Annotated in this window: 18 protein-coding genes; 15 read left to right on the top strand and 3 right to left on the bottom strand. The window is 61.4% G+C overall.

Annotation, left to right across the window (positions count from 1 at the left end; genetic code table 11):
- The first annotated feature begins 2 nt into the window (after nt 1-2).
- The 5 genes from FJV80_RS25620 to FJV80_RS25600 all read left to right on the top strand — a co-directional run bounded on the left by FJV80_RS25620 (nt 3) and on the right by FJV80_RS25600 (nt 4676).
- A complete protein-coding gene (locus FJV80_RS25620) occupies nt 3-1133 on the top strand; it encodes a glycosyltransferase (protein WP_095793771.1) in 1131 nt (376 codons plus the stop codon).
- Nucleotides 1130-2224 carry a glycosyltransferase gene (locus tag FJV80_RS25615; protein WP_095789607.1) on the top strand — a complete coding sequence of 365 codons (1095 nt, stop codon included), beginning with the start codon at nt 1130-1132 and terminating at the stop codon, nt 2222-2224. The genes FJV80_RS25620 and FJV80_RS25615 overlap by 4 nt, the downstream gene beginning before the upstream one ends.
- Nucleotides 2221-3324, top strand: a complete 1104-nt coding sequence (locus FJV80_RS25610; protein WP_095793770.1) for a glycosyltransferase — start codon at nt 2221-2223, stop codon at nt 3322-3324. The genes FJV80_RS25615 and FJV80_RS25610 overlap by 4 nt, the downstream gene beginning before the upstream one ends.
- A 23-nt stretch (nt 3325-3347) precedes the next feature.
- Nucleotides 3348-4394, top strand: coding sequence for a UDP-glucuronic acid decarboxylase family protein (locus FJV80_RS25605; protein ID WP_142877772.1), 1047 nt, complete (start codon nt 3348-3350; stop codon nt 4392-4394).
- Between the two features lie 81 nt (nt 4395-4475).
- Entirely contained in the window at nt 4476-4676 is a 201-nt protein-coding gene (locus tag FJV80_RS25600) for a hypothetical protein (protein WP_246689056.1), read from the top strand.
- Nucleotides 4677-4682: 6 nt separating this feature from the next.
- Here the strand turns inward: FJV80_RS25600 and FJV80_RS25595 are convergent, their stop codons facing one another.
- A complete protein-coding gene (locus FJV80_RS25595) occupies nt 4683-6509 on the bottom strand; it encodes a hypothetical protein (RefSeq protein ID WP_246689055.1) in 1827 nt (608 codons plus the stop codon).
- 69 nt (nt 6510-6578) lie between these two features.
- Between FJV80_RS25595 and FJV80_RS25590 the strand changes: the two genes are divergently transcribed.
- From FJV80_RS25590 to FJV80_RS34680, 10 genes are all read left to right on the top strand, one after another.
- Nucleotides 6579-7682, top strand: coding sequence for an inositol-3-phosphate synthase (locus FJV80_RS25590; protein WP_095789610.1), 1104 nt, complete (start codon nt 6579-6581; stop codon nt 7680-7682).
- Complete coding sequence (locus tag FJV80_RS25585; protein WP_095789611.1) at nt 7679-8275, top strand: histidine phosphatase family protein; 597 nt, start codon at nt 7679-7681, stop codon at nt 8273-8275. Before FJV80_RS25590 ends, FJV80_RS25585 begins: the two co-directional genes overlap by 4 nt.
- Before the next feature lie 14 nt (nt 8276-8289).
- The gene (locus FJV80_RS25580; RefSeq protein ID WP_095789612.1) at nt 8290-9390 is read left to right on the top strand and encodes a glycosyltransferase; all 1101 of its coding nucleotides are present in this window, start codon (nt 8290-8292) and stop codon (nt 9388-9390) included.
- Nucleotides 9390-10193 carry a sugar phosphate nucleotidyltransferase gene (locus FJV80_RS25575; protein ID WP_095789613.1) on the top strand — a complete coding sequence of 268 codons (804 nt, stop codon included), beginning with the start codon at nt 9390-9392 and terminating at the stop codon, nt 10191-10193. Before FJV80_RS25580 ends, FJV80_RS25575 begins: the two co-directional genes overlap by 1 nt.
- Before the next feature lie 2 nt (nt 10194-10195).
- Nucleotides 10196-10957 carry a TIGR04290 family methyltransferase gene (locus FJV80_RS25570; RefSeq protein ID WP_095789663.1) on the top strand — a complete coding sequence of 254 codons (762 nt, stop codon included), beginning with the start codon at nt 10196-10198 and terminating at the stop codon, nt 10955-10957.
- On the top strand, nt 10950-11984 hold the full coding sequence (locus tag FJV80_RS25565) for a beta-xylosidase (protein ID WP_245437888.1): 1035 nt from the start codon (nt 10950-10952) through the stop codon (nt 11982-11984). Before FJV80_RS25570 ends, FJV80_RS25565 begins: the two co-directional genes overlap by 8 nt.
- The gene (locus tag FJV80_RS25560) at nt 11981-13045 is read left to right on the top strand and encodes a glycosyltransferase family 4 protein (RefSeq protein WP_095793769.1); all 1065 of its coding nucleotides are present in this window, start codon (nt 11981-11983) and stop codon (nt 13043-13045) included. Before FJV80_RS25565 ends, FJV80_RS25560 begins: the two co-directional genes overlap by 4 nt.
- 11 nt (nt 13046-13056) lie before the next feature.
- Nucleotides 13057-14034, top strand: a complete 978-nt coding sequence (locus tag FJV80_RS25555; RefSeq protein ID WP_245437887.1) for a GNAT family N-acetyltransferase — start codon at nt 13057-13059, stop codon at nt 14032-14034.
- Nucleotides 14035-14104: 70 nt separating this feature from the next.
- The gene (locus FJV80_RS25550) at nt 14105-15004 is read left to right on the top strand and encodes a class I SAM-dependent methyltransferase (protein WP_245437886.1); all 900 of its coding nucleotides are present in this window, start codon (nt 14105-14107) and stop codon (nt 15002-15004) included.
- A 396-nt stretch (nt 15005-15400) separates the two neighbouring features.
- Nucleotides 15401-15556: a hypothetical protein gene (locus FJV80_RS34680; RefSeq protein WP_179296030.1), complete on the top strand. Its 156-nt coding sequence runs from the start codon at nt 15401-15403 to the stop codon at nt 15554-15556.
- Here FJV80_RS34680 and FJV80_RS25545 read toward each other — a convergent pair whose 3' ends face one another.
- Entirely contained in the window at nt 15557-16063 is a 507-nt protein-coding gene (locus FJV80_RS25545) for a sigma-70 family RNA polymerase sigma factor (protein ID WP_095789664.1), read from the bottom strand.
- A 716-nt stretch (nt 16064-16779) separates the two neighbouring features.
- Nucleotides 16780-17682 (bottom strand): LysR family transcriptional regulator, encoded by a 903-nt coding sequence (locus tag FJV80_RS25540; RefSeq protein ID WP_095789618.1) that lies wholly within the window; start codon nt 17680-17682, stop codon nt 16780-16782.
- Between the last annotated feature and the right edge of the window lie 91 nt (nt 17683-17773).

Here is a 17773-nt window from a genome sequence, read left to right as displayed (position 1 = left end):
TCATGCGCTTTTTATTCTACGCCCACTCGCTCGTCTCCGACTGGAACCATGGCAACGCCCATTTCCTTCGAGGCGTCATGCGCGAACTGGTGGCGCGCCGGCATCAGGCCATCGCTCTGGAGCCGGCTGACGGCTGGAGCCGATCGAACTTGCTGGCCGAGAAGGGATCCTTCGCGATCGAACGTTTTCGCAAGGATTTCCCCGAACTGATGCCGGTGACCTATGATGCCGGGTTCGACCATGAAGCATGGATCGCCGAGGCCGACGTGGTGATCGTCCACGAATGGACCGACCCGGAGCTTGTCGCTCGCATCGGCCGTGCCCGGGCCGATGGCGGCAAATTCACCTTGCTGTTTCACGACACACATCACCGCGCCGTGTCCGCCACCGAGGCCATGTCGGCGCTGCGCCTGGAACATTATGATGGCGTTCTCGCGTTTGGCGAAGCGCTGCGCGAGAGCTATCTGCGCGCCGGCTGGGGCAAGCGTGTCTTCACCTGGCATGAAGCGGCGGACGATCGGCTGTTCAAACCGCACCCGGAAATGCACGCGACGTCCGACCTGGTCTGGATCGGAAACTGGGGCGACGACGAGCGGACGGCCGAACTCAAGGAGTTCCTGATCGGACCGGTCCGCGATCTGGGTCTTCAGGCCACTGTTCACGGTGTCCGCTATCCCGAACGGGCACTTGCCGATCTGGCTGCCGCCGGTCTGCGCTACGAAGGGTGGATCGCCAATGCCGACGTGCCGAAGGCGTTCGCCGCGCATCGTGTGACGGTGCACGTCCCGCGGCGTCCTTATCGTGAAGGCTTGCCCGGAATTCCGACAATCCGCATGTTCGAGGCACTTGCCTGCGGCATCCCGCTGATTTCAGCGCCATGGTCCGATGTCGAGCAGCTTTTCAGACCCGGCGTCGACTTCCTGTTTGCCGAGGATGGATCGCAAATGCGGCAACACCTCCAGGCGGTGTTGGCCGATCCCGATTTTGCGGCTTCCCTAATGACCTCGGGCCTTGAGACCATCCGCTCGCGGCATACCTGCCATCACCGCGTCGACGAGTTGTTCGACGTGCTTTGGCAATGCACGACCCTGCACACCGCCGAGCTGACCGCCGCAAAGGAAGCCGTTGCATGAAGATCGCATTCTATGGATCGAGCCTTTTGTCCTCCTATTGGAACGGCGCCGCAACCTATTACCGAGGATTGCTGAAGGCGCTTTCGCAACTGGGCTACGAAATCACTTTCTACGAGCCTGACGTCTATGACCGGCAGAAGAACCGCGACATCGAGGCGCCGAACTGGTGCTCTGTCGTCGTCTACGAGGCAACCCATCAAGCCCTGATGCAGGTTGCGGCGCGTGCCGCCGAGGCCGATATCGTTGTCAAGGCGAGTGGCGTCGGCTTCGAGGATGAGGCGCTGCTGCGCGCCGTGCTCGGCTACGCCCGCAGCGATGCGCTCATCGTGTTCTGGGACGTCGACGCGCCGGCGACGCTCGCCCAGCTGCGCGACGAGCCGGACCATCCGCTGCATCGTGCGCTGCAAGAAATCGATCTTGTGCTGACCTATGGCGGCGGCGATCCCGTGGTCTGGGCCTATCGCGCCCTGGGCGCGAACGAGTGCGTGCCAATCTACAATGCACTCGATCCCGAAACGCACCACCCGGTCGCCAGCAATGCGCGTTTTGCCTGCGACCTGGCGTTCCTCGGAAACAGGCTGCCGGATCGTGAAGCGCGTGTGGGATCGTTCTTCCTCGATCCTGCGAGCCGGCTGCCGGAACAACGTTTTCTGCTCGGCGGATCTGGGTGGGGGGACAAGCCGCTCCCCGCCAATGTCGACTGGCTCGGCCATGTCGGCACCTGTGATCACAACGCCTTCAATGTCACGCCAAAGGCGGTGCTGAACATCAGCCGCGACAGCATGGCCGCGAACGGTTTTTCACCCGCCACGCGTGTCTTCGAGGCGGCCGGCGCCGGCGCCTGCCTGATCACCGATGCCTGGCTCGGCGTCGAGCTGTTCCTGAAACCCGACGAGGAGATCCTTGTGGCGCGCGACGGCGGCGATGTCGCCGAAATCATGCAGGCGCTGACGCCTGTCCGGGCAAAGGCGATCGGCCAGGCCGCACTTCGACGCGTTCTCGCCGATCATACCTACGCGTTGCGGGCGGCCGTGGCTGATGCGGTCTTCAAACGGCATTTGACGCACGGGACCGTGGAGGCGGCCGAATGACCAAGCAGCTGGACATTCTCTTTCTCGGCCTGTCGCTTTCCTCGTCTTGGGGAAACGGTCATGCCACCACCTTTCGAGGTCTGCTGAAAGGCCTCCACCAACTCGGCCATCGCGTGACTTTTCTGGAGCGCGATGTGCCGTGGTACGCCAATCACCGCGATTTGCGCGATCCGGATTTCTGCGCCTTGCGCTACTATGAAACTGTGCAGGCACTGCAACGCGACTACGGCCGGTGTCTGCAACAGGCCGATGTCGTGGTGATCGGCTCTTTCGTGCCGGAAGGCCGCGCGGTGATCGACACCGTCGCTTCACTTTGCAAAGGACAACTCTGCTTTTACGACATCGACACACCGGTGACCCTGGCGAAGCTGTCGGCGGACGATTGCGACTATCTGAGCTGGCGCCAGATCCCCTACTTCGACATCTATTTCTCTTTTGCCGGTGGCCCGATGCTGACCGATCTGACACAGACCTTCGGCGCACGCCGAGCCGAGCCGCTCTACTGTTCGGTCGATCCGGAACGACATCACCACACCGCCGATCCAATCGGCTGGGACCTCGGCTATCTCGGCACCTACAGCGCCGACCGGCAAGCCACGCTCAATGCACTTCTGCTCGAGCCGGCACGGCGCATGCCGGATCGGCGTTTTGTCGTGGCTGGCTCGCAATATCCGTCCGACATCGACTGGCCCGACAATGTCGAGCGCATTGAACACTTGCCGCCGGCCGATCATGCCGCATTCTACAGCCGTCAGCGCTACACGCTGAACGTCACACGCAGTTCCATGATTGCGGCGGGATGGTCGCCCAGCGTGCGCCTTTTCGAAGCCGCTGCTTGCGGCACGCCGATCATCAGCGACCGCTGGCCAGGCCTCGACAGCTTCTTTCCCTCATCGACGATCCACACGGCCAAGAAGGCGGACAAGGTCGTCGCGATCCTATCGCGGGAATCGGCTCGGACACGTCTGGCCATGGCCGAACGGGCACGCGAACTCGTCCTTGCTTCCCATACCGGTGTGGCCCGGGCTTGCGAATTTATCACGGCGCTTACGCAAAAGGGGGCGGTGGTCCTCGATCTCGATATCGGAAGTGCAGCATGACTGGCAGACAGGAGAAAATCGCGATGCGACAATCAAAAAAGGCGCAAAGGGCAAAGACGGTGCTCGTCGCCGGTGGCGCGGGCTTCCTCGGTTCGCATCTTTGCGAAGCATTGTTACGCGATGGCTGGCGTGTGATCTGCGCCGACAATTTTCTTACCGGTCGCATGGAGAACATCAACGCGATCATGGACCAGCCGAGTTTCCGGTTGATCGAGCAGGATATCTGCCGTCCACTGGACCTTGGCGAGCCGGTGGATCGCATCTTCAACCTGGCATGCGCCGCCTCGCCGCCGCGTTACCAGGCCGATCCGATCCACACCACGCGAACCTGCGTCATCGGAACGTTGAACCTGCTCGAACTCGCCGCGCGCAACGACGCGGGATTGCTGCAGGCCTCTACGAGTGAAGTGTATGGCGATCCGGAGCAACATCCGCAGAGGGAAGACTATGTCGGCCATGTGAACTGCACCGGCCCACGCGCCTGCTACGACGAGGGCAAGCGCACGGCCGAGACACTCTGCTTCGATTATCTGCGAGCCGGGAAGGCCGACGTTCGTGTCGCGCGTATCTTCAACACCTACGGGCCGAGGATGGATCCGGCGGACGGCCGCATCGTTTCGAACCTGATCATGCAGGCGCTCGAGAAGCGCCCGCTGACGATTTTCGGCGACGGCATGCAGACGCGATCTTTCTGCTACGTCTCCGATCTAATCGACGGGTTGATGAGTCTCATGGATATCAACCCCAATCCGGGCAAGCCGGTCAATTTGGGCAACCCCGGCGAATTCACCATTGTGCGGCTGGCGGCATTGGTGAAGGCTATGACCGGCACCAAATCGGATATGACGTTCCTGCCGCTGCCGCAGGATGATCCTCGACGCCGGCAGCCCGATATCTCGCGCGCAAAAGCGCTGCTCGGCTGGACGCCAAGAGTGTCGCTCAACGAGGGGCTCGCGCGGACGATCAGCTATTTCGCCATGCTTGAAGGCCGCTCGATCGGCGATCAAATGGCAGGACGTTCGGCAAGGACGAGACCCACGTCAGGCGGGCTGCAGAACCTCCCTGCCTGATGCCGGGACCCCAGTCACATCTTCGCATCGATTCGCGTGGAACATCCGCGCAATCTTTTGGTTTGACGAGAGGACCACATAATGGAGGACCTCCTCATGCACCCCAAGCAATCTCGGACCGATATCGACAAGATGGCGGAACGAGAGACGGCTGCGTATCTGCGGCGAGCCTCGATAACCTATCTGGAGTGCTGTGTCAGCCTGATGATGACGCATCTGCAGCGGGAGGAGGTGGCCAGTATTCTTGAGCAGGAAGCAGACATGCTGCGAAGCCTGGATTGACGGCGACTATACCTTCATGGCCTGGCCCAGGAACTGTGTCAGTCCTGCCTCATATCGGTTTGCCGTCTCTTCCAGCCTTGCTCTTTCCCGGCCATTTTCGGATTGAGCGGCCATGCTCCACAACCCGAGCTGAAACGCCAAATAGCAAGGTTTGAAATAATCGATGAGTCCGGCGTCAACGCTGCTACCCATGCCGCCGATCAACGTCGCCGCCTCGGCTTTGGACAGCCCATATTCTACGCAGGCGCCGGCAAGGTCCCATTCTATCGGCTGGCAGCCGATCAGATCGTGTCCTCGGCAATGGTCGACAGCATCCGTCTTGATCAGCGTGCCATCGGAACCGACCAGAAACTCCCAGGGATGCAGCCTGCCGTCGATCTCGACCCGTTCCGATACCTGTGTGGGCGTCTGCTTCGAGAACCAGGTTCGCAGTCTCGCCGCCTGGCTTTCGCCCAAGGCTTCGGAAGCATTGTGAACGGCCATCTCCGCCAGCGCGAGCAATGATGCACCGGGTTCGCTGGTTCGCAGACTGGTCGCGCGCCAGGCCAGATAGCGTGTGACCGCCGCGACAAGTCTCTGCCTGGACAGCGGTAGCTGATCCATCGTGGTGCCATCGGTCCACCGTTCGACCAGAAAACCGTGGCAGAACCCCATGACTTGCGATCCGAATCCGGCGTGATGCAACATCTTGGCGGCTTCCATCTTGCGCAGCCCAGTTTTGCCGAGGCCGACAAATTTGACGAGCCAGCGATCTTGATCTGCGGAGGCCAGGAACTTTCGCCGTTCAGTGCCGCGTGCGCTCGGTGGCCAGCGCCTTTCGTCGGCGTAGTGAAGGGGGCGCCACGCTCCGCCGGATATTTCGGTCAAGCGCAATTTCGGACTGCCAACCACCTCGGCTACCCAATCGCGCAGCGTTTGCGAGCTTTCGGGAAAGGTGCGTTCGAACGTCATCGCCACTTGCTTGCGGCAGCGTCCCCATGTCTCCCGAACATCCGGCGACGCTTCGGCCCCCGGATCGCCCGAATGGCTGGGGAACAGGTGAATGCGCTCCGTATCTATGCCCTGTTTTCTCAGCCACGCGACGACAGCGTGGATCGAACTTCCCGACAGGCCGGGACCTTCATCGACGACAGCGAAGCGAGCCCTGGGCTCACTCCTCCAGGCAGCAACCAGCCGCGGATCGGCATTGACCCGCCGATCGAAAGGATGGCCGATCGGGCGCACGCTAATGGGCGCCGGCGCACCGATCGCGGCCGCCACCATGGCCGCCAGCCCCAGGCCGATGCTGCGGATGCCGATCACGCATGTGTTCGCATCGAGACCCGACTCCCGCCCCGCGCCGAGATAACTCTCTGGATAAAGCGCATAATGTGCGTAGCCTTCGGCCGAGCCGGTCAAAATTTCTGCCTTGCAATCGAGCCCGGCCAGCAATTGGAGAAGTCGCGAATCGATGCCGGCGCCCACGACGAACCCACTTCGCCACGATCTCGCCACCTCTGCCGCAAGTCCGACCAGCAACTCGGCGCCTAGCCGTTGTGAAGGCGAATTGGTGTCGACGCCCAGGACCTTGAAATCGGCATCGGCGAGCCCCTGTACCAGCTCCGACGCACTGATGAATAACCCGACCAATGCAGCATGGCGCCGGATGCCGCAAGGGATCCGATCGAGGCTTTGGGCCAGTTCGATCGCTGTCTCTTGAAGTTGTGCTGCGTTCTGGGTCCGCTTGTTGTCGCCGTAGACGATCATCGACCGATTTCCGATTTTTGTCGTGCGGGCAACGCGGCGGGTGCAGCTTCGATCCATGCCGCCTCGCGCAATTTTTCGATAGACCAAGGAACATTCTGGCGCGGTGGCGGTTCGGCGCAAGGAACTTACCTTTGAACAGCATAAGGCGGCAGTTTCGTGGGATCGAAAAAGGTTCGTGTTGGTATCGTCGGGCTTGGCAATTGCGCATCCTCCCTGGTGCAGGGACTCTCCTACTATCGTGATGCAAAAAGCAACGAACCGATCCCGGGGCTGATGCATGCCGATCTCGGTGGCTATCACGTCGACGACATCGAGATTGTCTGCGCGTTCGATGTCGCCAAAAACAAGGTTGGCCGCGACGTCGCCGATGCGATCTACGCCACCCCGAACAACACGTTCCGCTTTGCCGACGCGCCGACTACCGGTGTTCGCGTCGAACGCGGACCGACGCTTGACGGGATCGGCAAATACCTGCGCGACGCAATCGAGGAAGCGCCTGAACCGGTTGCCAATGTCAGCGATATCCTGCGCGACAGCGGAGCCGACGTAGTGGTCTCCTACCTTCCGGTGGGTTCGGAGGAGGCGACGCGCTTCTATGCTGAATGTGCTCTGGAGGCCGGCTGCGCCCTTGTCAATTGCATACCGGTTTTCATCGCCTCACGTCCGGAATGGCGCCGGCGTTTCGAACAACGCGGGCTGCCGCTGGTCGGCGACGACATCAAGAGCCAGGTCGGCGCGACCATTGTGCACCGGCTGCTGGCCAATCTCTTTCGCGAGCGCGGCGTGCGCGTCGATCGAACCTATCAGCTGAATTTCGGCGGCAACACCGATTTTCTCAACATGCTGGAACGCGAGCGGCTGGAATCGAAGAAGATCTCTAAGACGCAATCGGTAACCAGCCAGCTCGATGTTGCCCTGGAGCCGGGCAACATTCACGTCGGACCAAGCGATCATGTGCCTTGGCTTACTGACCGAAAATGGGCCTACATCCGCGTTGAAGGCACGACCTTCGGCGGCGTGCCGCTGAATGCCGAGCTGAAGCTGGAGGTGTGGGATTCGCCCAATTCCGCCGGCGTGGTGATCGACGCAGTGCGCTGCGCCAAGCTGGCCCTCGACCGCGGCATCGCCGGCGCGCTGACAGGCCCTTGTAGCTATTTCATGAAGTCGCCTCCCGAACAGTTCACCGACGCCGAAGCACGCCAGCGCACGCTCGCTTTCATCGCCGGCAAGGACGATCCTCTGCTGGATGCCGCGGAATGACGACGACGTTCTTTTTAATCCGCCATGCGGCGCACGACAATGTCGGCTCATATCTTGCCGGGCGCATGGCCGGTGTATACCTCGGCGAGTCCGGCAAGGCTCAAGCAGAGCACCTTGGCGGGCGCATGGCCCGAGAGACGATCGCGGCCATCCTATGCAGCCCGCGCGAACGCACCCAGGAGACGGCGCTGCCAATCGCACTCGCTTGCGGTGTCGGCGAAATCGCGATCTGCGCCGAACTCGACGAGATCGATTTCGGCGACTGGTCGGGCAAGACCTTCGATCAATTGAGCAGCGACGCCGGTTGGCGCGCGTGGAACGACCAGCGGCAGGAGGCCAGGACGCCCAGCGGCGAGACCATGCTGGATGTCCAGCACCGCATCGTCTCTCTAATGAACGGCGTCCGCCAGCTGCATCAGAACGAATGCGTCGCCCTGGTTAGCCACGCCGACGTGATCAAGGCGGCCGTTTGCAAGGTGCTTAACTTGCCGGTCGGCGACTGCTTTCGCTTCGACATCGATCCCGCCTCGATCACGACGATTGTGTCGGGCGACTGGGGCTCAAAGCTCGTGCGATTAAATGAAGCTGCCTGACGAGGAAGTTCCCGATGCGGATGGTCATTTTCGGTCTCACCGTTACATCTTCATGGGGGAACGGCCATGCGACGCTCTGGCGCGGACTGATCCGCGCGCTCGCCCGTCTGGGCTGGTCTATCACCTTTTTCGAATGCGACACTCCCTATTATGCCGGGACCCGCGATCTGGATCAGCTCGATGGAGGCAACGTCGTTATCTATCCGGACTGGGAGGATATCCGCCGCGTCGCGGAGCGTGCGATGAAGCAAGCGGACGTCGTCGTCGTCACGTCCTACTGTCCCGACGCCGTTGAGGCTTCGCGCCTGGCCCAGCATACAAGTCGTGGACTGCGTGTCTTTTACGATCTCGATACTCCGGTGACGCTTGCCCGCCTCGAGCACGGCGAGCGTCCGCCCTATTTCGGACCAGAGGGACTTGCTGACTATGACCTTGTACTGAGCTACACCGGCGGCCCGGCGACCGAGGCGCTGAAGACTGTGCTCGGCGCGCGCCGCGTGATGCCGCTCTACGGCCATGTTGATCCGGACCGGCACCGGCCGGCAGAGAAGCGGGCGGAATTCGTCGGTGGTCTGTCCTATCTCGGGACCTACGCGACGGATCGCCAGGCCGGCGTCGATAAGCTGCTGGTCCGCCCGGCCATGCGCCTGCCTGATCAACGCTTCATCATTGCCGGCGCGCAATATCCGCAGGAATTCCCGTGGAGCGACAACATCTTCTTTGTCAGGCATTTGCCGCCAGCCGATCATCCGGCCTTCTTCTCGTCGTCGCGGCTGACGCTGAACGTCACCCGGGAAGCTATGGCGCAAAAGGGCTGGTGCCCGTCGGGGCGCCTCTTCGAAGCGGCCGCGTGTGGGGCTGCCATCGTCACCGACGTATGGCCAGGCCTTTCGGACTTCTTCGAACCCGGCCGCGAAGTCCTGCTAGCCCATGAGACGGATGACGTAGTCGCCGCGCTGGAATTGCCGGAGCACGAACTTGACGGCATCCGAAGACGCGCCCGCGAGCGGGTCTTGAGCGAGCACACTTCCGCTAAGCGTGCAGCGGAACTGGACAAAATCCTGGCCGACGCCTTGCAAAATCCCGTCAGCAAACCGATGGAGGAAGCAGTCTGATGTTGGGCATTGTGCCCGCCGCCGGGCGCGGTAGCCGCATCCAACCGCTCGGCTTCTCGAAGGAGCTGCTGCCGGTTGGCAGCCGGATCGACGGTCAGACCGAACGTCCTTGCGCCGTAAGCGAGTATCTGGTGAGGCGCATGGTCCAGGCCGGCGTCGACAAGATTTGCTTCATCATCGGATCGGGCAAATCCGACATTCTCGAATACTACGCCGCCGGTTATGGCGAGGCAGCGGCTCTCTTTGTGGTGCAGCCCAACCCCGTCGGTCTCTGCGATGCGATTTTCCGAGCAGCGCCCCTCGTCGCGGCCGACGAGGTCGTCCTCGTCGGCCTTCCGGATACGATCTGGTTTCCCGAGGACGGGTTCTGTCATTTGCCTGACGATCAGCTTTCATTTTTGCTATTCCCGGTGGGTCGCCCGGAGTTCTTCGACGCCGTCGTCACCGAAGATGACGAGCGCGTTATCGAAATCCAGGTCAAGCGACAGGACGCGTCCACGAATTGGGTTTGGGGGGCGTTCAAAATGCCTGGCCAGATCCTGCATCGGCTTGCCACACTCTGGCGCGAGCGCGACGGTCGTGACGAATATATTGGCACGTTGATCAACGCCTATCTCGCGACCGGGGGGGTGGCCTACGGGATCAAGGCAGGGTCCGCTTATGTCGATGTCGGCACTTTCAACGGCTATCGCACAGCCCTGCGGTTGCTTGAAGACGGCGTTCCGTCCGCTCGTCACCAGCCCACTACGATCATGTCCGGGGCGCATTCGCATGTACCTGTCGTTCCGGGGGAAGGAGCGTGACCATGTTGCATTCCCATGCCGAAATCCGCCGCCGCATCGACGCGCTCGGCCCTTGGTTCCACAACATGGAACTGGCCGGCGTCGAAACCGCGCCTAACCACTTTCTCGGCAACTACCCGCTGATCAAATGGCGCAAATTCGCCGATGCCATACCCGCGGATCTGGCCGGCAAAACTGTGCTGGATATTGGCTGCAATGCGGGTTTCTATTCGATCGAGATGAAACGGCGAGGCGCTACACGCGTCCTCGGCATAGATTTCGACGAGGCGTATCTGGCACAGGCCCGCTTTGCCGCCGAGATCGCGGACTGCGAGATCGAATTCCGGAAACTTTCGGTCTACGACGTCGGCGCCCTGCGCGAGACATTCGATGTCGTGCTGTTCATGGGGGTGCTTTACCATCTGCGCCACCCCCTGCTCGCGCTCGACCTGATCCGTGAGCACGTCGCCGGTGACTTGATGATCTTCCAGTCCATGCAACGCGGCAGCAAGGATCTGCCCGAGTTGGAAGAGAACTATCATTTCTGGACGCATGATTTGTTTGAGCGGTCGGAATTTCCCAAGCTGCATTTCATCGAACACCGCTATGCCGACGATCCGACCAATTGGTGGATACCGAACCGGGCCTGTACCGAGGCGATGCTGCGCAGTGCCGGTTTCGAGATCGTGCTGCATCCCGAGCAGGAGGTCTATTTCTGCCGCGCTGCCGGCGATCCGGCCGGCGGTGGCGCGATATATCCGTCGAAAGGAAAGCTCCATGATTGAAGCCGCGATGATCTGGAACGAGCCCAACAACAAATCGCATTGGGACCCTGAGCTCGACCCCGATTGGAGCCGCTTTGCCAGGATGGCAATCCTATCGGCGGACGCGATCGCGTCCGAGAACCCAGCTCTGACAAAAGTGCTTGGCGGCATCTCGCCGATAGATCCCGGCTTTATCACGCGCATGAAGGAATTCGGGGTGTTGGACCATGTCGACGCCGTCGCGGTTCACGGCTTCCCCCTCGACTGGAACCTGTGGCAAATTCAGGAATGGCCGCACAAGATCGGTGAGATCGCGGCCGTCACCGATCTCCCCATCTGGGTCAGCGAGGTCGGCGTGTCGACCTTCGGGGCCGAGGAAATACAGGCCTGGGGCCTCAAGCGAACCGCCGAATTGCTGCTCGGCAACGCACCCCGCATCCAGTGGTACAGCCTCTACGACCTTCCGCGTGAATGGGAAGCCACGACACGGCATCGCGAAGCGGAGGGATCCTCCTATTATCGTCACTTCCACATGGGGCTGCTGCGCCAGGACGGCACGCCGAAGCCGGCGCTTGAGGAATTCCCGCGCTACACACCCGAAATGGGACTGGTGCAGTGGTTTCATTTCGAGGACCCGCGACTGGACAACTCTATTGCCTGGATGAAGAGGCTCGGCGTTACCAACATGCGCACAGGGCTTTCCTGGGCCGACAGCTTCAGGCCGAATGCGTTGGACTGGTTCGATCGACAGATGGAGGCACTCGCCGATTTCGACGTAACGGTCACCTTCTGCTTCACGCCCGAACATCGGGGGATGATGCCTCACCACACCAGCCCTCCCCTGGTGCCCGAGGAATTCGCCGAGTTCTGTGCAACGATGATCCGCCGATACGCGCCCGGACTGACGTCCGCCTCGCGCCCGACGCAGCGGGCCTCGCGTGAGGCCCTCATGCGACCCGGTCCGTCATTAGATGAACCGACCGGAGTAGAAGCTCACGGTTCCGCCACCAATTCACTGGCTCTGGCACCGTGGCTCAGCCGGCCATGACGCTCACCGTCCTCAATGTCGCCTATCCTCTCGCGCCTGTCGGACCGGATGCGGTTGGGGGTGCCGAACAGGTCCTGTCGCTGCTTGACCGAGCGCTGGTTCGCGCGGGCAATCGATCAATCGTCGTCGGCTGCCGGGGCTCCAGCGCGAGCGGCACGCTTGTGGAAATACCGGCTGAAAGCGGCGTGCTCGACGAAACGGCCAAGAGCCGCGCGCAGCAGGCTCATCGCGCTGCGATCGCCGCCGCCCGCGCCAATTGGCCGATTGATGTGGTTCATCTGCATGGTATCGACTTCGACGCTTATCTGCCAGACGACGGCCCGACCTTGGTGACCCTTCACCTGCCGCTGGACTGGTATCCGGCCGAGGCATTGCGCCCGAAGCGCGACGACGTGTGGCTTCATGCAGTCTCGACCGCCCAGCAGAAAACCGCGCCACCTGGCGCCAGGCTAGCGGCGCCAATTCCGAACGGCGTCGACATCGAGGCGCTCGGCCTGCCGCAAGCGAAACGCGACTTCGCCCTGGTTCTCAGCCGTATCTGTCCGGAAAAGGGCATCCACCTAGCGCTGGATGCCGCCAAGCAAGCAGGTGTGCCGCTGGTTGTCGGCGGTAAGGTTTATTCCTATGAACTGCACACGCGCTACTTTCGCGATGAGGTCCAACCCCGCCTCGACGGCCGCCGACGCTTCCTTGGTCCGCTCGGTTTCACCGCCAAGCGGCGCTTTCTCAACGCGGCGCGCTGTCTGGTCATCCCGAGCCTTGCCGCCGAGACCAGTTCGCTTGTCGCCATGGAGGCGCTGGCCTGCGGCACACCGGTGGTCGCCTTTCCGAATGGTGCGCTGCCCGATGTCATCGAGCATGGCAAGACTGGCTTTCTCGTCAACACGATCGAGGAGATGGCGCAAGCCATCATTGCGGCGTCCAGCCTGGACGCCGAGGCATGCCGGGCCGAGGCACGGCGGCGGTTTTCGCTGGAGCGAATGATCTCGTCTTACATGGACGCCTATCATGCGCTGGCGCGACTTGGCACAGATGCCAGGCGCCTCGCCATCGCACCGTGAGCGAAGCTTTGTTGCGCAGCGAGATCATCGATGACCCGGCGCAATTCGAAACGCTTGCGCCACACTGGTGGAAACTGTGGGAGCAGAGTTCTTCGGCGACCCCGTTTCAGTCTCCCGCCTGGCTGGTGCCATGGTGGCGCACATTCGCGCCCGGAGGTCTAGCGATGGTCGCGGTTTGGCGCGGAGGCGATCTGATGGCGCTGGCGCCGCTCTATCTCGAGCACGGGATCGACGGCTCGAAATTGCTTCCGGTCGGCATTTCGCTCAGCGACTACCTGGATATCCTTTGTGTTCCCGGCACCGAGGCTCCGGTCCTCGCTGCTGTTGTCGACAAGATCCTCTCGGTTGAATGGTCTCAATGGATCTTGTCAGATTTGCCGGAGGGGGGTGTCGGTTTTGCGATCACGCATCCTGACCTGAAAGCCGGACGGCCAGTCGCTCATAGCGCTTGCCCCGTGCTCGCCCTTGCCGGCGACGAAACTCTTACGGGCTCTGTGCCCTACCGACGCAGGCGCCAGTTGCGGCGGGCGCGCCGGGCCGCGTCCAGACGCGGCCGGACCGCGTTGTCCTCCGCACGCGGCGATCCCCAGGCTTGCCTCGATCATCTAATACGCCTGCACGACGCGCGCTGGACCGGGCGCGGAGGTGGCGTGTTGGCCAAAGTCGCCGTAGAAGAATTCCACAGGCGCTCGCTTCCCTTGCTCGACGCTCGCGGCTTGGTCCGATGCTGGCTGTTCGCGATCGACGGCAGGACCGTCGGCGCCTATTACGGCTTCCATGATCGCGGTCGTGCCTATGCCTATCTCGGGGGCTTCGACCCTGCCTATTCCGAGGAGAGTCCAGGCGCGATTTTAATCGGCCACGCGATCGCGGAATCGATCCGCGAAGGTGCCCGCGAGTTCGATTTCCTGCGTGGTCAGGAGGCCTACAAATATGGCTGGGGCGCCGTCGACAGGTGGACCATGCGCAGGATCTGGACGCGGAGTTGATAGGGTGAGGGCAACCGGGTCAAAATCCGCCCACCGCCGCAGATCGATTAAAGCGGTCGTAGAAGACTGCATGGCGGACGCTGTTTGCGCCGAAGCCGTCGTAGCCAGGCTGGCGCTTCATCTGCAGGTGGACGTCGCGGTGGCGGAATTGGCGGAGATCGTGCGGGAGGTCGTTCCCTCCGATTCGCGAGACGCGGAAAGGCTGCAGGACGTGGCCGGGCTGCTTCGCCGCGAACCCGGCGCGTTTGCCAAGTTGCGGGCGACGGGCGAGGCCGTTCGGCACGTACGCGATCACCATGAGACCGGTGCCGCTGTCGTCACGCGGCTGGCCACGAGCTTCGATGCGGCCGCGGCTATTTCGGAAGCAGCGAGTGTCCAGCTCGCATCGCTCGGCGATGACGGAAGGCTGTTGGCCATGACCGAGGACGTCGCTGCATGGCTCAAGGAGCAGGACTTCACTGGAACCGACCGGGATATTCTGGACATTGGTTGCGGCATCGGCCGTTTCGAGCGCGCGCTTTCCAAATCATTCAATCGGATAGTCGGCATCGATATATCCTCACGGATGATTTCCATCGCCTCCGAACGATGCGCCGCGCTGGGCAATGTCGAGTTGCGGCAAACCTCCGGTCTCGATCTGACCGAATTCGACGATGGTAGTTTCGATTGCGTGCTGGCGGTCGACAGCTTTCCCTATCTGGTTCTGGCCGGCATGGCCGAGCGGCACTTCGATGAGATCGCACGCGTCCTGAAACGGTCGGGCTGGCTGGCCCTTCTGAACTATTCCTATCGCGGATCTCTTTTTTTGGACCGCGCCGACATCGGCCGTCTGGCGGAAACTCACCAATTGCGGGTTGTCATCAACGGCGAGAAGCCATTCCGGTCATGGGATGGAGACGCATTCCTGCTCGCTCGCCGCGGTGGAACATTACCGCGCGCCGCCAGTTCCGACGTCGAACCAAGAGGCTGAAGACCGTCACCGACCCGAAGAGGAAACTATGGCATCCGGCAAGCGCAAGGGAACCGGGCTGACGCGATGACCGTACCAAAGACAAGGTCGGAGAAAACGTGATTCGCCAATCGCGACAAAAAACAGCAAAGCAAAGTGCGCGGACCTGATGGCAATCGCCTCAAGTCCGACCAATATGAGGACCATGCCGCGAACTAATTGCCTGAGGATTGAACGCTGTCACATCGCATTTTTGGCCCCCAGCGATATCAGGCCAAGGGAATAAACCTGTGCAAGGGCCACTGGCAATCATGCCGGCGGCAGACATCCCCTTGTAATCTCGGGCATTTGTCGCCACACTGACTTCAAGGAACCGCTCTTATCAAGAGAATTCGGATGTCTCGTTCGAGGGATGATATGATCGACTCCCAGTTTGGTCTGGCCATGGATCGAGAGATCGCTTCTCTCCTCGATGCCATAGAGCGGGAAAGCATTCCAGACCGGCTGACCAGGCTGGCAATGGAGCTGCAAAACGCGCTGATCGAGAAGCGTCGACGTGACCTGAAGAACTGACTATCTGCGGCTGTCCATACCGAGTTGCCCATCGGATAGATGATTTCGTCTTTCCATCAATGTCTGCAGCGAACTCTCCCCAAGCAACTCGAGAATATTGGCGCGCGCGCGGTTCAGCCGACTTTTGACCGTCCCTACCGCGCAGCCGCATATCTCGGCCGCTTCCTCATAGCTTACTCCCAGAACGCCAATCAGCATCAGAACCTCGCGTTGGTGCTCCGGTAGCTTTTGGATGGCGCAATGCACTTCCCTGCTCTGAACGCTCCATTCCTGGGTGGCTTCCAAAAACGGCCTGGATGACGCGCAGTCGAGCAGGCCTGGCGCTTCCCGGGCGGCAATCTTGATCCGCGTATAATACGTATTGCGCATGATGGTGAAGAGCCACGACTTCATGCGTGTGCCAGGTTCGAACTTGTCGATATTGGCGAGACCCTTGGTCAGCGTCTCCTGTACCAGATCGTCGGCATCGTCGGGCACGCGACAGAAGGTACGTGCGAAAGCCCGCATGGCCGGTATGAGCCCAACTATGGAAACTTCATTGGTTTCCTGATCGGCCGAAATGTAGCCTTCGGATGACAAGGGTCCAGCTCCCCGAAGAAGAGTGTACGAATGCAGCCCCTGCTAAATGCATGGAAGTTTGGTTCGTTCCTCGCATGCGAGACAACTCTGCAGAAATTCGGCGTGGATCGAAACAGCTATCATCCTGTCGGGAGGACGCCTACCTAAGAGGCGAGGTCTCCTCGAATATGGGTGCGCTGCGCACAAAGCCGCCTCCCTGGCGTCGATGTCGACTGGACGATAACGGCCGAGCCTGTATGCGACCACCAATTTTTCCTCGGCGGCGCATAGGCTGAAGCCCCACGCCGCCACCTTAGCGGTGACGCTGAAGCTCCTCCGCCGGCCCTCGGGTCATGTGGCTGCCCGGTTGGCGGTGGAGGTTCCGATGAGAAACCTCTCCTACCGCTCGCATCCAAGTTGAGGCGAGTTATGTCAGGTGAAATGACCATCAACGACGACCCTCGTGGGCGCGGTCGACAGATCGACAATTGGGACTCCCCGCTCGCATTCGCCGGGGTGGGAGGCTTCCTGACCGATTCTGTCGCCCTTGCCGATCTCAACCACAAAAGGCGGATTTGATGGGGACCACGAGCATCAAATTTACGTTGCGTAGACGTCGCAGCTAGCGGCCACGCGGGCGGTCACATGGACTGCCTTTAGCGCGATCAGGTGCCGACACTGACCCTCTCGGCTTGGGCGAGCATCTCCACAAATCGCGTCACCTTGGGCGGCCGGAAGCGGGCGGCCGGATACACAGCATGGATGCCGCCGGAGGGTAGGTTCCACGCGGGTAAAACGGGCACCAGCCGGCCGGCCGCGAGGTGGTCGCCAAGGGCAAAGTCTGGAAGGATGGACATTCCGCCGCCGGCCAGGGTCGCCTCCAGCACGGCCGGGGTGGCGTTGATTGTCAGCCCAAGCTTCATCCGCACTGTGCGCCGATCGTGTTCACCTCGCGTGAAACGCCATACGAGCGGCTCTTTCAGCGCGACATTCGCGATGAAGGGCAACTCGGATAGATCCTCGGGTTCGGCGGGCGATAGGCTCCTCGCCAGATCAGGCACCGCCACGAGAATCTGCTGAAAGGAACCGATCCTGCGTGCCTGAAGACTCGAATCCACCAGCCAGCCCGCGCGGATCGACAGATCGATCTGGTTCGCAATCAGATCGATCCTGATGTCCGAAAGCATCAGTTCGACACGACATGCCGGATAGGTGCGACAAAACCGGGCTGCAAGCGGCGCGATGGTGGTTGTGCCATAATCGTTCGGCGCAGTGACCCGCAGAACTCCCATTGGCTGAGCGTTTGTTTGGGCTAGCTCGTTGAAGGCCGCCTCGGCCTCCCGCAGAATCATGGCGCATCGCGCGTGAAGCTGCCGGCCTGCCTCGGTCGGCTCAACCCGCCGCGTCGTGCGAAGCAGAAGGCTTGTCTTGAGTTCCTGTTCAAGTCGCGCCACCTGCTGGCTCACGACAGTCTTGGTAATGCCGAGACGCTCCGCCGCTCGGGTGAAGGAAGCTGCCTCCACCACCGCGGCGAAGTAGGCCAGCCTATTGAGATTGATCGTTTCCATGGTCGTCGCTCCGCAGGATTGTGTGTCTATAGCTTACATTGAATCCAACTCGTCGGGATTTATCGACCAATCAAGACAATGCATCTTTTGC

The organism is Mesorhizobium sp. WSM4310, from assembly GCF_007003935.1.
Lineage (GTDB): Bacteria > Pseudomonadota > Alphaproteobacteria > Rhizobiales > Rhizobiaceae > Mesorhizobium.
The sequence above is the reverse complement of the archived record's forward strand: the minus strand, read 5'-3'. Positions and strand labels throughout refer to the sequence as shown.